The organism is Rhodococcus sp. AC861 (genome assembly GCF_979256035.1).
The window spans coordinates 728,817-742,497 of sequence record NZ_CEEDMW010000002.1 but is presented as its reverse complement, the minus strand read 5'-3'; the positions used below and the strand labels follow the sequence as shown (position 1 = coordinate 742,497).

Genomic DNA, 13,681 nt, shown 5'->3' with positions numbered 1-13,681 from the left:
GTGGCACACGCAGAAGAACCGGAGGACCGGACCGCGTCGGCCGATCAGGTGGTGCGGCCGGGCAGTTTGCTGGTCTCGTCGACGGAGCTGGTCGAACCCACCTTCCGCCGCACCGTCGTGTACATCATCGAGCACAACGACGCCGGCAGCCTCGGTGTGGTGATCAACCGCCCCAGCGACACGGCCGTGCACACGGTGTTGCCGCAGTGGTCCGATCTCACGACGACGCCCAAGGCGCTGTATGTCGGTGGCCCGGTCAAGCGCGACTCCGCGTTGTGCCTCGCGACTCTGCGGCGAGGCGTCGTCATCGACGACATTCGCGGTATCCGACGCGTCGACGGCCGCGTCGTCATGATCGATCTGGACTCGGATCCGGCGACCGTCGCGCCGCTCGTGGAAGGTATGCGGGTGTTCGCCGGATACTCGGGATGGAGCCTGGGTCAGCTGGACGGCGAGCTGGAGCGCGACGACTGGATGGTGGTGTCCGCGTTGCCATCCGATGTGGTCGGGCCACCCGGGGTCGACATGTGGGCGCAGGTCCTGCGTCGGCAACCGCTACCGCTGGCCATGCTGGCGACGCATCCGCTCGACGTCGACACCAACTGATGACGGGAGTCAGTGTGCGAAGTGGCGGGCGTGCGAATGCCCGTCGCCCTTCGACGACAGTTCGGACAGAACGGCGTCGACGGCGTCACAGAACATCCTGCCGAGATCTGCCGAGAACCCCTCACGCACAACGACTCTGAGGACGGCGACGGTCTCCGCCCGTGCCGGCATCGTGTAGGCCGGCACCTGCCAACCACGCGCCCGGAGTTCGTGAGAGACGTCGAAGACCGTGAACTCGCAGTCTTCCCGAAGTGCGAACGCGATCACCGGAATGTCGGATCCGTCGGAGATGACCTCCACCACGTCATGGGTACCGAGATGATCGGCGACGCGGGTCGCGGTGCTGCGCAACGAGGCCATCACGTCCGTGTAACCGGAGCGGCCCAGGCGTAGAAAGTTGTAGTACTGGCCGATGACCTGGTTGCCGGGCCGGGAGAAGTTGAGAGTGAAGGTAGGCATGTCGCCGCCCAGGTAGTTGACGCGGAAGACCAGATCGTCCGGCAGATCCTCCTTCTCCCGCCACACGACGAAGCCCAGGCCGGGGTAGGTGAGGCCGTACTTGTGGCCGCTCGCGTTGATCGACTTCACCCGCGGGATCCGGAAGTCCCACAGCAGGTCGGGGTCGAGGAACGGGACGACGAATCCACCACTGGCCGCATCGACGTGGAGGGGAACGTCCGGGCCGCCGTCGGCCGCTACCCGGTCGAGAACGGCGGCGATCTCCTCCACCGGCTCGAGTTCACCGGTGAACGTGGTGCCCAGGACGGCGAGGACGCCGATGGTGTTCTCGTCGACGGCACCACGCACCTGCTCCGCTGTGATGACGTACCTGCCGGGCTCCATGTCGAGATACTTCGGCTCGACGTCGAAGTACCGGCAGAACTTCTCCCAGACCACCTGGACATTGGTTCCCAGAACGAGATTGGGCGTCGAGGTGTCTGCGCCCGCCGCGGAGCGTCGTGCACGCCACCGCCATTTCAACGCGAGACCGGCCAGCATGACCGCCTCGGACGAGCCGACGGTCGATACGCCCGTGGCGGACGCCGGATCGGTGTGCACGAGGGACGGGGCGTTCCACAGGTCGGCCACCATGTTGACGCATCGCTCCTCGATGGCCGCGGTGGCGGGGTACTCGTCCTTGTCGATCATGTTCTTGTCGAACGTCTCGGCCATCAGCCTCTCGGCTTCGGGTTCCATCCACGTGGTGACGAACGTGGCCAGGTTGAGTCGTGAACTCCCGTCGAGCATCAGCTCGTCGTGGATGAATCGGTACGCCGCGGCGGGGTCCATGCGGTCGTCGGGAAGTCGGAGCGCGGGAACAGGGTCGTTCGCGATTCGGCCGGTGTACGCAGGCGCGATCGTTCCGTCGTTCTCGAAAGTCGTCACGCAGTCACGCTACGCGGCAGTGGCGAGCAGCGACTCGGATCGGCTGGTCAGGCCAGCAGCCGAGCGGCCACCCGGAGGTCGTCGACCAGCGCCGCGAACGCCGCCTCGCGCTCGTCGTCAGGTGTCCGGAGAACGGCGGACGGGTGAGCCGTCGCAACGGCTTTCGCGTCACCGAGCTCGAGGACACGGCCCCGATCCGTGCCGATGCGGAAGGCAGTGCCCATCATGGCCTGTGCGGCGGTGGCGCCGAGCAGGACGACGACCGACGGATCGACGGCTCGGATCTCCGCTTCCAACCATGGATGGCACGCCACCACCTCGGACCTGAGCGGCTTCTTGTGGATGCGCCGCGGACCCCTGTCCGCTCGGACGAACTTGAAATGCTTGACAGCGTTGGTCACGTACGTCAGCTCGCGATCGATGTCGGCCTCGTCGAGCGCCCGGTTCAGCAACGCGCCGGCCGGCCCGACGAACGGCTGTCCGCGTCGATCCTCCTGATCACCGGGCTGTTCGCCGATCAACATCATGCGTGCCGACGCTGTGCCGGCCCCGAACACGGTCTGCTCGGCGGGCTCCCACAGATCGCATCCGCGACAACCTCGCGCGGCAAGCGCCAGTGCCGAGAGGTCGGTCGAGGGCGGGACGAACGTTCCTGCGCCGGGAAACTTCGGTGCCATGCACATCGACTACCCGCCGATGTCTCGGACGACACCCGGCTACGCGGTTTGGCACCCCGTCGTGCGCGGGCACTCGGCAGCCATGACAGACCAGTACACGTTCACAGATCCCGTCAGCCAGTACCGCCAGGACGGATACCCCGAGCAGCATCAGGATCCGCCGGGCCTGGCCTCCGATCTGGAACCGAAGGCCGACCACGGTGAGCGCACGTACCGGGGAACAGGGCGCCTCACAGGTCGCAAGGCGCTGGTCACGGGAGCGGACAGCGGCATCGGTCGTGCGGTTGCGATCGCACTTGCCCGCGAGGGCGCGGACGTGGTGCTCAACTACCTGCCGTCGGAGGAGAAGGACGCGCAGGAGGTCGCCGAACTCGTGCGTACCGCCGGGAGGACCGCAGTGCTGGCTCCTGCGGACCTGACCGACGAGCAGGCGGCGCGTGGCATCGTGCGGACCACCGTCGAGAAGTTCGGTGGTATCGATCTGCTGGTCAACGTCGCCGGCAAGCAGCAGTTCGTCGAGAAGCTCGAGGATCTGAGCCCGGAGCAGTTCGACGCCACGTTCAAGACCAACGTGTACGCGCTGTTCTGGATCATCCAGGAAGCGGTTCCGCACATGCCGGCAGGATCGACCATCGTCAACACCAGTTCGATCCAGGCGTACACGCCGTCGCCGGGACTCGTCGACTACGCGACGACGAAGATGGCGATCAACACGATGAGCAAGGCGTTGGCTCAGCAGCTGGCTCCCCGCGGAATTCGGGTCAACGTCGTTGCGCCCGGACCGTTCTGGACACCGTTGCAGGCGTCCGGAGGCCAGCCCACCTCGGCTCTGCCGGAATTCGGGCAGGAGACACCCCTCGGTCGCGCGGGTCAGCCCGCCGAGCTGGCCGGTGCCTACGTGTACCTCTCGTCGGCCGAGTCGGGGTACGTCACCGGCGACACGCTGAACGTCAACGGCGGCATGCCGACGCCGTGACGGCGGGATCGTGGACTCCTCGCCCCGCTTTCCGGGGTCGGAAGTCCACGATCACCGTGGCGCCCCGGCCTACCCTGATGACATGACCGACTTCTCGTCAGACCAGGCCGCGTCGTTGCCGGATGCCGAGGTCCTGGACCTCGTGGTCGCCCTCACGAGTGCTCGACCGGCGCTGCGCGCGGTGCACGACGCTGCCGTGGCTCTGACTCCCGAGGCGTCGGTCGACCCCGACATCGTGCCGCGCACGCCGTCGGTGACGGACATCCCGCAGGTTCCGACAGACCCGGGCTTCACCGACGCCGGTGTCCCCACGTTCGACGCGGTGCGAGAGCGAATCGACGGGCGTTCGGGGCGCGCGGTGGGGTCTACCGAGCTGGATGCCGAGAGCGCGATCGGTCGAACCGAGGCGGAGAAGTTCGCCGAGCGGGAGCGCGCCGGTAAGGCTCGCCTCGACGAGATCAGGAAGTCGATGCAGCAGCGTCCGTGATCGCCTGGCGTTCGTAGCGACCGGCGAGGACAGCGCACACCACCAATTGGATCTGGTGGAAGACCAGCAGGGGTAGAACGATCACTCCGACGGGTTGCCCGACGAAGAGCACCGACGCGATCGCGATGCCGCTGGCCAGGCTCTTCTTCGACCCGCAGAACACCACGACGATGCGGTCGGCGCGGGACATACGCGCCGCGCGCGCGATCCCGGCAGTCGCGGCGGGGACGACAGCGAGCAGGGCACTGCACAGGAGCACCACCGCCACGATCTGCCACGGCGTGGTGGCAGCCCAGACTCCGTCGACGCGCGACGCGCTGAACGCGGCGTAGACGATCAGGAGGATCGATCCGCGGTCGACGAGCAGGGTGGTGGACCGATGCCGGGCCACCCATCCGACAAGCCATCGCCTGGCGAACTGTCCGGCCACGAAGGGCAGCAGGAGCTGCAGCATGATGTCGACGATCGACCCGGCGTCGATGCTCGCTCCGCCCGTCGTGCTCATCAGAAGGACCACCAGCAGCGGCGTCGCGAACACTCCGACGATGTTGGACAGCGACGCGCTGACGACGGCACCGGCGACGTTGCCGCGGGCGATCGAAGTGAAGGCGATCGACGACTGGATCGTGGACGGCACAAGGCAGAGGTACAGCATCCCGGTGTACAGATCGTCGGTCAGCAGTCCCGGCGCGAGCACCCGCAGGCCGAGCCCGAGGAGCGGGAACAGCAGGTACGTGCAGGCGAGAACCACTCCGTGCAGCCGCCAGTGCCGAACGCCGTCCATGGCGTCGCGGGGGGACAGTCGAACTCCGTAGAGGAAGAACAGCAGCGCGATACCGACAGTGGTGACCCACGACAGCACGTCGGCTGCGGTGCCCGAGACCGGGAACACGGTCGCCGCGATGGCAGCAGCGAAGATCGCGAGGACGAAGCCGTCGAGCGCCTTGACGGTGCCGGTCAGGGAGAACGCCACGTCAGGACGGCTGGCACGCGTCCTTGAGACTGCACGAGATGCAGCTGTGTCCGCATCCGCCGGTCTCCTCGACGGGGACGGCCGCAGCAGCACGGGTGCCCATGGCGCCGCCGTAGGCAGCGGTCACCAGGGCGGCGACGGTGGTCAGGACGGCGGCCACGACACCGAACACGCCACCGGGGGCCATGGTCGCCACCGCTCCGATCAGCAGCAGGACGGCTGCAGCAGCGGTCGTCGGGCCTGCCACCTTGTTGGCGACGGAGAACGTCTCGTCGGACCGCATGCTGGCTTCGGTGCGCACTCCGGCGACGGAGTTGCGCTTCAGCCGGCCACCCAGGCCGAGGAACGCCACCGTGCCCAGCGCGACAGCGCCCACGAGGAGTACGAGCAGAAGGATCACGGACACGACAATCACGTACACCACTTTACGGCCTCGTGGCCGGGCGTTCGCGTGCGCATGGTCACGCTTTACGCTGGTCGGGTGAGTGAACACGGCGACGCCTCCCCCGACACGACCCCCGGATACCGCTACACCGCGGACCTGGCGGGTTCCCTCGAGTCGCGGTGGCAGGAGCGGTGGGCCGCCGAGGGCACGTTCGACGCGCCCAATCCGGTGGGCGACCTGGCCGGCGAGGTGCCGTCGGACAAGCTGTTCGTCCAGGACATGTTCCCGTATCCCTCGGGCAGCGGTCTGCACGTCGGCCACCCGCTCGGCTACATCGCGACGGACGTGTTCGCGCGCTACCACCGCATGCAGGGCCGCAATGTGCTGCACACCCTCGGGTACGACGCGTTCGGTCTACCCGCCGAGCAGTACGCCGTGCAGACGGGCACACATCCTCGCACCACCACCGAGGCGAACATCGCGAACATGCGCCGACAGCTCGGGCGGCTGGGCCTCGGTCACGACACGCGTCGCTCGCTCGCGACGACGGACGTCGACTTCTACCACTGGACGCAGTGGATCTTCCTGCAGATCTTCGACTCCTGGTACGACACCGAGGCAGGCACGGCACGTCCGATCGCCGAGCTCGAGGCCGAATTCGCGTCCGGCGAGCGGGTTCTCGACGACGGGCGGTCGTGGGAGTCCCTGTCGGTGTCCGAGCGCCGCGACGTCCTGGACGGTCATCGGCTGGTCTACGAGTCCAACTCGCTGGTCAACTGGTGCCCGGGCCTCGGAACCGTGCTGGCCAACGAGGAGGTCACGGCCGACGGTCGCAGTGACCGTGGAAATTTCCCCGTGTTCCGGAAGAACCTGCGCCAGTGGATGATGCGCATCACCGCCTACTCCGATCGTCTGATCGACGATCTGGATCTGCTCGACTGGCCGGACAAGGTCAAGACGATGCAGCGCAACTGGATCGGACGGTCCCGCGGCGCCGAGGTCACCTTCGAAGCGGGTCTGCCCCACGGGTCGGGTACCGCGAACATCGACGTGTTCACCACACGGCCCGACACCCTGTTCGGTGCGACCTACGTCGTGCTGGCCCCGGAACACCCCTTGGTCGACGACATCACGGCTGCCGCCTGGCCGGTGGACACGGACGAGCGGTGGACGCACGGTGAGGGAACTCCCGTCCTCGCAGTCGGTGCATACCGTCGTGCGATCGCAGCCAAGTCGGACCTCGAGCGCCAGGAGAACAAGGAGAAGACCGGTGTGTTCACCGGGGCTTTCGCCGTGAACCCGGTGAACGGCGCGTCGGTGCCGGTCTTCATCGCGGACTACGTGCTGACGGGCTACGGAACCGGCGCGATCATGGCCGTTCCGGGTCACGACCAGCGCGACTGGGAGTTCGCCACCAAGTTCGGACTGCCTGTCGTGCAGGTCATCTCGGGTGGGGACGTGGACGAGTCCGCGTGGACCGGCGACGGTGAGCTGGTGAACTCCGGCTTCCTCGACGGACTCGACGTGGACGCCGCGAAGACGCGGGTCATCGAGCACCTGGAGAAGGACGGCCACGGCAAGGGCACCATCCAGTACAAGTTGCGTGACTGGCTGTTCGCGCGTCAGCGCTACTGGGGTGAGCCGTTCCCGATCGTGTACGACGCGAACGGTAAGGCGCACCCGTTGCCGGAATCGATTCTGCCCGTCGAACTCCCGGAGGTCGAGGACTACGCTCCCGTCTCGTTCGACCCCGACGACGCGAACAGTGAACCGTCTCCCCCGCTGGCGAAGGCGACCGACTGGGTGAATGTCGAGCTCGACCTCGGTGACGGTCTGCAGACCTACACGCGTGACACCAATGTCATGCCGCAGTGGGCCGGAAGCTCGTGGTACCAGCTGCGCTACATCGACCCCACCAACTCCGAGCAGATGTGCGCGCCGGAGAACGAGGCGTACTGGATGGGCCCGCGTCCGGACATCCACGGCGAGAACGATCCGGGCGGCCTCGACCTGTACGTCGGCGGTGTGGAACATGCTGTGCTGCACCTGCTGTACGCGAGGTTCTGGCACAAGGTGCTCTTCGATCTGGGACACGTCAGCTCGAAGGAGCCGTACCGCCGCCTGTACAACCAGGGGTACATCCAGGCGTATGCCTTCACCGACGCGCGCGGCGTCTACGTCCCGGCGGACGAGGTGACGGAAGAGGGCGGGAAGTACTTCTTCCAGGGCGCCGAGGTGAACCGCGAGTACGGCAAGATGGGCAAGTCGCTCAAGAACTCGGTCTCACCCGACGAGATCTTCGCCGAGTACGGCGCCGACACCCTGCGCATGTACGAGATGTCGATGGGGCCGCTGGACACCTCGCGCCCCTGGGCGACGAAGGACGTCGTCGGCGCGCAGCGATTCCTGCAGCGCGTGTGGCGTCTGGTGGTCGACGAGGAGACCGGCGCGGTCCGTGTCACCGACGGGGCGCCCAGCGATGCGACTCTCAAGGCGCTGAATCGTACCGTCGAGGGTGTCGACGCGGATTACGCTGCGCTGCGGGACAATACGGCCGGTGCCAAGCTCATCGAGTTCACCAACCATCTGACCAAGGAGTACCCCGCCGGCGCTCCCCGTTCGGCCGTCGAGCCGCTGGTTCTGATGCTGGCACCGCTCGCGCCGCACATCGCGGAGGAGCTGTGGAACATGTTGGGCCACAACGAGTCGCTGGCGCACGGCCCGTTCCCGACCGTCGACGAGAAGTGGCTCGTGGACGACACGGTCGACTACCCGATCCAGGTCAACGGCAAGGTGCGCTCGCGCATCACCGTCGCTGCCGACGCGTCGCGGGAGGACGTGCAGGCCGTGGCACTGGCGGACGAGAAGATCGTGGCGCTTCTCGACGGCAAGGCCCCGAAGAAGGTCATCGTCGTACCCGGCCGGATGGTGAACGTCGTTCTGTGACGGGCGAAGGCGAAACGCGAGCGGAAGATTCGATGAGACCGGGCTCGACCCTGACCACCGTCATGCTCGGGCCCGTCGTGAGCGGCGTCGTCCGGTTGTGGTCCGACGCGGGGTCGTCGTTGTGGACGGTCGAGGATCCCGACGGCCTCGCGGCACTACTCGGTCGTGGCCTCGTCGCGCGTACCCCTATGCCGGACGATCGCTTCCGCGAAGCAGCACTGCTCGACGACGCGGGTCGGACCCTGATCGTCCAGGAGCGGTTCCGATCGGGCGACGGTGTGAACACACACGCGTTCAGGCTGACCGATCCTGTTGCTCCCACGACGAATCCCTGGGAATCGTTGCAGGGCTTCCTCGCCGATGTGTCGGTTTCCGCGGCGCAGCGCGGTGAGTTCTGGGTGGTGGAACTCGGTGGGTGGGACGCGCCGCAGACTCCGTACTGCTTCGGTGCGGTGATGACCGGTGGTGGGTCCGCAGTGTCGGTGATCGAGACGTCCCCTGTCCCACGTGGAACCGGCGTCTGGGCCGACGACGTCGACGAGAACCAGGCAGGCACGTCGGTGTCGGGTCCGGCCACGGAGGACTCCGTGAGGTCGGCGTCCATCTTCGCGGTAGCCGCGGCGTCGACCTGGAACGTTCACCCGTGGGACCTGGCAGTGACTTTCGGGCAGCTCCCGTCGAACGAGGGCTGACAGGATCACCACACCAGGTCGTCGGCCCTCTCGACCTCGCGCCACTCCACGGGCCGGACGCCGGGAACCGACGCGAGGCGATCCGCCGCCGTCAGATCCGCCATCGCCAGACCGGTCGCGGCGGCGATGTCGGCGACGGGCACCTGATACGTGCGGTACGCCCCGAGCGGAGGGATGTCGCGGGCCAGGACGCCGCGTTCGAGGATGGGTGCCAGCGACTCCGACTGATCCAGTACGTAGCCGGTCGCAGCGAGCATGTCGTCCTGCCACCACGCCGCGATCTTGAAGAAGCGCCGAGGGATGGCGATGCCGCGGTACACCGGATCGTCGTCGGCGAAGATGCAGCCGCTGAACACCGAGATCTTCTGTCCGTACTCCCTCGCGTGCTCGAGGACGTAATCCTCGAGGCCCAACCACAGTTCCTTCGACTGGTTCAACGTCGCCGTCTGCGGTCCGCACACGGTGTAGTGGAATGTGTCCTCGTTGGCCTGCTCCGCGACGTCGCGCGTGCCCCATACGGGATCGCGTCGTCGTACGAGGTGCCCGCGGTCGATGTCGTTGTTCGCGTACAGCTCCGGTCCCGCCTGCTGCGTCGCCGGGAGGCGGGGATCGAGCCGCCAGTCATCCCCGCGCTCGACGTCCTGCAGGGCTGCGCCGTCGATGTTCACCGCGGTGACCGCGGCGAGGCGCCGCGAGGTATCCATCGATACCGAGAAGTGCGTGTACGTGAGCGTGGTCAGCGCCGGCCTCGTCGGGATCGGTAGTGCCGTGGCGGACAGGAAGACCTCGTCGTAACCCATGCCGTCATTCAGCCACGGCTGTGTGACACGGGGGTGAACAGCTACAAACCCCCCGCGAGTACGTCCGAACTGTCGTGATCGACACCTTCATCACGACATTGTCGACGTACTCGCCGGGGGGGTCATGGGTGAAGCAGAGTGCTCTAGAAGTCCACCTTCGCGCGCGACCGCACCTTCGTCACGATGGAGAAGACCACCGCGATCACCATCAGCGTGTACAGGACGACGGTGATGCCACTGCCGACGAGGATCGAGACGTCGCCTTCGCTGACGGCCAGGGCTCGTCGCAGCGAATCCTCGGCGAGTGGCCCGAGGATGACGGCGATGAGGACCGGCGCCAGTGGGATTCCGAAGCGGCGCAACATGAATCCGATGATGCCGAGTCCGAGCATGGCGATCAGATCCACGATCGAGGCGCTCACCGCGTAGACACCGAGCGAGGCGAACACGGTGATGCCGGCGTACAGGTAGTTCTTGGGAATCTTGAGCAGCTGCGCCCACAGCGGGGCGAACGGCAGATTCAGGATCAACAGGACGACCATGCCGACGAAGAGGCTGGCGAGCAGTGCCCAGACGACCTCACCGTTGCGCTCGAACAGCAACGGTCCCGGTTGGATCCCGTACTGCTGGAACGCTGCGAGGAGGATCGCTGCCGTTGCCGATGTGGGGAGTCCGAGAGCGAGAAGCGCACCCATCGCCGTGCCGGCCGTGGAGTTGCCGGCGGCTTCCGGCCCGGCCACACCGCGGATCGCGCCCTTACCGAACATCGGGTTCTTGCTACGACGGTCCAACCGACGCTCGGTGCCGTAGGCCAGGAAGCTCGGCACCTCGGCGCCGCCGGCGGGGATGATGCCGAAGGGGACACCGAATGCGGTGCCGCGCAACCACGCCGGCATCGCTTCGCGGAACTCTGCCTTGCTCAGGAAGGGTCGACCCTTGGACGGGATCAACGTGGTGTCGTCGGGCTTGCCGATCTTGGAGGCGATGAAGATGACCTCACCGAGGGCGAGCATCGCGACCGTGATGACCACCACGGAGATGCCGTCGAACAATGCCGGCACCTCGAAGGTGAAACGCGATGCGCCGGAGGGCCCGTCGATGCCGATGACGGCGAGCGTCAAGCCGATCAGCAGTGCGCTCAGACCCTTGAGGACGGAGTCGGACACCACCGCCGACGTCGCGATGAACGCGAACACCGCCAGGGCGAAGTACTCCGCGGGTCCGAAGTTCGTGGCCAGGTCGGCGAGCGTCGGGGCGAAGAACACCACGAGGGTGGTGGCGATGATGCCGCCGATGAAGGCGCCGATGGCGGAGGTGGCCAACGCTTGTGGGGCACGGCCGTTCTTCGCCATGCGGTGCCCCTCGAACGTCCCTGCGATCGCGGTGCTGTTGCCGGGGGTGTTCATGAGGATGCCGGAGATCGAGTCACCGAACAGGCCGCCGAAGTAGACGCCGGCGAACATGATCAACGCGGAGGTGGGCTCGAGGGTGAACGTCACGGGCAGGAGCAGCGCGACGGCCATGGCCGATCCGAGTCCCGGGAGGACACCCACCGCTGTGCCGAGCAGGGCGCCGACGACGACCCACACGATGTTCATGGGCGTCAGGGCGGTGCCGAAGCCGTCGAGGAGATTCGAGAACGCGTCCATCAGAACACCGCCGCGAGGATGCCGCCGGGCAGTGTGAGCCCCAGTCCGCCGGAGAAGACCAACTGGACGACGGACGACATGACGAGCGCCACGCCGGCGTCGAAGACATACCGGGTGCCGCCGAGTCCGATCGAAACGCCCCAGAACAGGAGAGCGCCGGCAAGAACCCACCCGAGCGGATTCAGCAGGGCGATGAACAGGACGATCGAACCGACCGTGATGCCGACGGAGCGCCAGTTCGACAAGGTGCCGGTGTTGGGCGCACCGGTCTCGTCGACCCCGAGGTCGACCTCGTCCGGAGTACGCAGCAGCTGGACCGCGACGAGCACGGCGATCACGAAGCACAGTCCCGCAATGATGGCCGGGAACACCTGTGGGCCGGGCGATGTCGCGGTGTCGGGCACGTCCATGGTGACGGTGCCGTAGACCAGGAACAGGCCGAGGGCGACGAGAAGCCCCGACACCACCAGTCCGCTTCGACCGTGGAGAAAACCACGATCGACATCGGGTGGCGACTCCACCCGGGTGGTCGAAACGCTCTCGCTCATACCAGCCCTAACTCTCGGAGGATGTCGGTGATGCGGGTCTGTTCGACCTCGAGGAACTCACCGAAGTCGTCCCCGGTGACGAACGAAGGCTTCCATCGGTTGCGCTCGATGGCTGTATCCCACTGTGCGGTCTCCTGCATCTCGGTGACGATCTCGATCAGCGTCTGCCTGTCGGTGTCCGAGATCCCGGGAGGTGCGACGAATCCACGCCAGTTGACGAGGTCGACGTCGTACCCGAGTTCCTTGAAGGTCGGGGTGTCGATCCCCTCGACCGGCTCGGGTGCCGCCACCGCGAGGGCACGGACGTTCCCGGATTCGATCTGGTCACGGAAGTCGTTGTATCCGCTGACGGCGATGCCGACGGTGTTGGACAACAGCGAGGTCAGCACCTCACCACCGCCCGAGAATGCGATGTAGTTGATCGCTGCCGGATCGATGTCGACCTGTTGCGCCAACTGGCCGGAGACGATGTGATCGATACCGCCGAGAGACCCGCCGCCGATGGGGAGACCACCGGGGTTGGCTCGCCAGGCGGTGATGAAGTCCTCGAGGTCCTGGTACGGCGAGTCTCGCGGCACGACGAAGACCTCGAAGTCCTCGGCCATCTTGGCGATGGGCACGGTGTCCTGCAGCGTGATGTCCGAGTCGTTGATCGCGATACCACCGAGCATGACCGTGCCGGTCACCATGACCGTGGTCGACTGGCCCGTGAGGTTCTCGAGCTGGCTGAGCCCGATGGTCCCGCCGGCTCCGGGGACATTGACCACCTGGGCGTTGTTCACGATGCCGTCGGAACGCAGTGCTTGCTGCGACTCACGTGCCACCAGGTCCCACCCGCCTCCCGCTGCGGCGGGAGCGATCAAGGTCAACTTGGCGCGGGCGTCGGATCCACTGGCGCTGCCGGCCGCGTCGATACCGGCGAGCGCGACGACGGCGACGACAGCGACGACGCCGACCGCGCGTTTCACTGTGATCTGCATGGGCGCAATAACTTGGGAGTGGTTTCGGTCACAGCAGGAGGCTAGGGTCCCCGTGTCCGAATAGTCCAGGGAATCCGAATTGTGGCCATAGTGTGCACAGACATAAACCGCGAAACGTACCTCGCGACGGCGGAACTTCGGTGAACCTGGAGTCTCCCGAGGTGAAAGGCACCGTCATGACCGTTGCAGTAGCGATGAATTCGACACCCGAAGGCCGTGAGGCTCTTGCTCAGGGACAGGCGGAGGCGACGCTGAGGGGCACCGATCTCGTCGTCCTGTCGGTGATCGATGCCGACTCGGTCACCACCGCCCACCGCGACGCAGCCGAGGCGCAGGCACGTCAGGTGCTGGGAGAGAACTCGTTCACGGTGCGCGTCGAACCCGACGGCGGCGATCCGGCGGGTGCTCTGGTCGATCTGGTCTCGGATGTCGGTGCCACGCTGGTGATCATCGGATCACGGCGTCGAAGCGCAGTCGGGAAGTTCTTGACCGGCAGTACCGTTCAGCGGGTGCTCCTCGACAGCCCGGTCCCCGTGCTGGTGGTGAAAGCGACCGAGCACTGAGTCACGAGTAAGC

The 13,681-nt window shown here is 66.6% G+C and carries 14 protein-coding genes; 6 read left to right on the top strand and 8 right to left on the bottom strand.

The features are described 5' to 3' along the window. On the top strand, positions 1 to 606 hold the full coding sequence (locus AC0IX4_RS08930; protein ID WP_471828730.1) for a YqgE/AlgH family protein: 606 nt from the start codon (positions 1 to 3) through the stop codon (positions 604 to 606). Positions 607 to 615: 9 nt separating this feature from the next. Here AC0IX4_RS08930 and AC0IX4_RS08925 read toward each other — a convergent pair whose 3' ends face one another. After that, entirely contained in the window at positions 616 to 1,992 is a 1,377-nt protein-coding gene (locus tag AC0IX4_RS08925; protein WP_471828729.1) for a glutamate decarboxylase, read from the bottom strand. 47 nt (positions 1,993 to 2,039) lie between these two features. Beyond that, positions 2,040 to 2,669, bottom strand: coding sequence for a UdgX family uracil-DNA binding protein (locus AC0IX4_RS08920; RefSeq protein WP_471828728.1), 630 nt, complete (start codon positions 2,667 to 2,669; stop codon positions 2,040 to 2,042). 82 nt (positions 2,670 to 2,751) lie between these two features. Here AC0IX4_RS08920 and AC0IX4_RS08915 point away from each other — a divergent pair, with 82 nt between their 5' ends. Both AC0IX4_RS08915 and AC0IX4_RS08910 read left to right on the top strand, forming a co-directional pair. Beyond that, positions 2,752 to 3,645, top strand: a complete 894-nt coding sequence (locus AC0IX4_RS08915) for a glucose 1-dehydrogenase (RefSeq protein ID WP_042573556.1) — start codon at positions 2,752 to 2,754, stop codon at positions 3,643 to 3,645. An 82-nt stretch (positions 3,646 to 3,727) separates the two neighbouring features. Continuing rightward, entirely contained in the window at positions 3,728 to 4,132 is a 405-nt protein-coding gene (locus AC0IX4_RS08910; protein WP_042573453.1) for a hypothetical protein, read from the top strand. Here AC0IX4_RS08910 and AC0IX4_RS08905 read toward each other — a convergent pair. Continuing rightward, positions 4,104 to 5,105, bottom strand: a complete 1,002-nt coding sequence (locus AC0IX4_RS08905) for a bile acid:sodium symporter family protein (RefSeq protein WP_471828727.1) — start codon at positions 5,103 to 5,105, stop codon at positions 4,104 to 4,106. The two genes, AC0IX4_RS08910 and AC0IX4_RS08905, sit on opposite strands and share 29 nt — an antisense overlap. Position 5,106: 1 nt before the next feature. Beyond that, entirely contained in the window at positions 5,107 to 5,520 is a 414-nt protein-coding gene (locus tag AC0IX4_RS08900) for an SdpI family protein (protein ID WP_471828726.1), read from the bottom strand. Positions 5,521 to 5,586: 66 nt separating this feature from the next. Here AC0IX4_RS08900 and leuS point away from each other — a divergent pair, with 66 nt between their 5' ends. Continuing rightward, positions 5,587 to 8,436: a leucine--tRNA ligase gene (leuS, locus tag AC0IX4_RS08895; RefSeq protein WP_471828725.1), complete on the top strand. Its 2,850-nt coding sequence runs from the start codon at positions 5,587 to 5,589 to the stop codon at positions 8,434 to 8,436. Between the two features lie 32 nt (positions 8,437 to 8,468). Then, positions 8,469 to 9,128, top strand: coding sequence for a hypothetical protein (locus AC0IX4_RS08890; protein WP_471828724.1), 660 nt, complete (start codon positions 8,469 to 8,471; stop codon positions 9,126 to 9,128). 5 nt (positions 9,129 to 9,133) lie between these two features. Here the strand turns inward: AC0IX4_RS08890 and AC0IX4_RS08885 are convergent, their stop codons facing one another. From AC0IX4_RS08885 to AC0IX4_RS08870, 4 genes are all read right to left on the bottom strand, one after another. Next, on the bottom strand, positions 9,134 to 9,928 hold the full coding sequence (locus AC0IX4_RS08885; protein ID WP_471828723.1) for a DNA/RNA non-specific endonuclease: 795 nt from the start codon (positions 9,926 to 9,928) through the stop codon (positions 9,134 to 9,136). A 143-nt stretch (positions 9,929 to 10,071) separates the two neighbouring features. Further along, complete coding sequence (locus AC0IX4_RS08880; protein WP_042573450.1) at positions 10,072 to 11,577, bottom strand: tripartite tricarboxylate transporter permease; 1,506 nt, start codon at positions 11,575 to 11,577, stop codon at positions 10,072 to 10,074. After that, entirely contained in the window at positions 11,577 to 12,125 is a 549-nt protein-coding gene (locus AC0IX4_RS08875; protein ID WP_056074207.1) for a tripartite tricarboxylate transporter TctB family protein, read from the bottom strand. Before AC0IX4_RS08875 ends, AC0IX4_RS08880 begins: the two co-directional genes overlap by 1 nt. Further along, complete coding sequence (locus tag AC0IX4_RS08870; RefSeq protein WP_042573448.1) at positions 12,122 to 13,105, bottom strand: Bug family tripartite tricarboxylate transporter substrate binding protein; 984 nt, start codon at positions 13,103 to 13,105, stop codon at positions 12,122 to 12,124. Before AC0IX4_RS08870 ends, AC0IX4_RS08875 begins: the two co-directional genes overlap by 4 nt. A 176-nt stretch (positions 13,106 to 13,281) precedes the next feature. Here AC0IX4_RS08870 and AC0IX4_RS08865 point away from each other — a divergent pair, with 176 nt between their 5' ends. Further along, entirely contained in the window at positions 13,282 to 13,668 is a 387-nt protein-coding gene (locus AC0IX4_RS08865) for a universal stress protein (RefSeq protein WP_042573553.1), read from the top strand. Positions 13,669 to 13,681 lie beyond the last annotated feature (13 nt).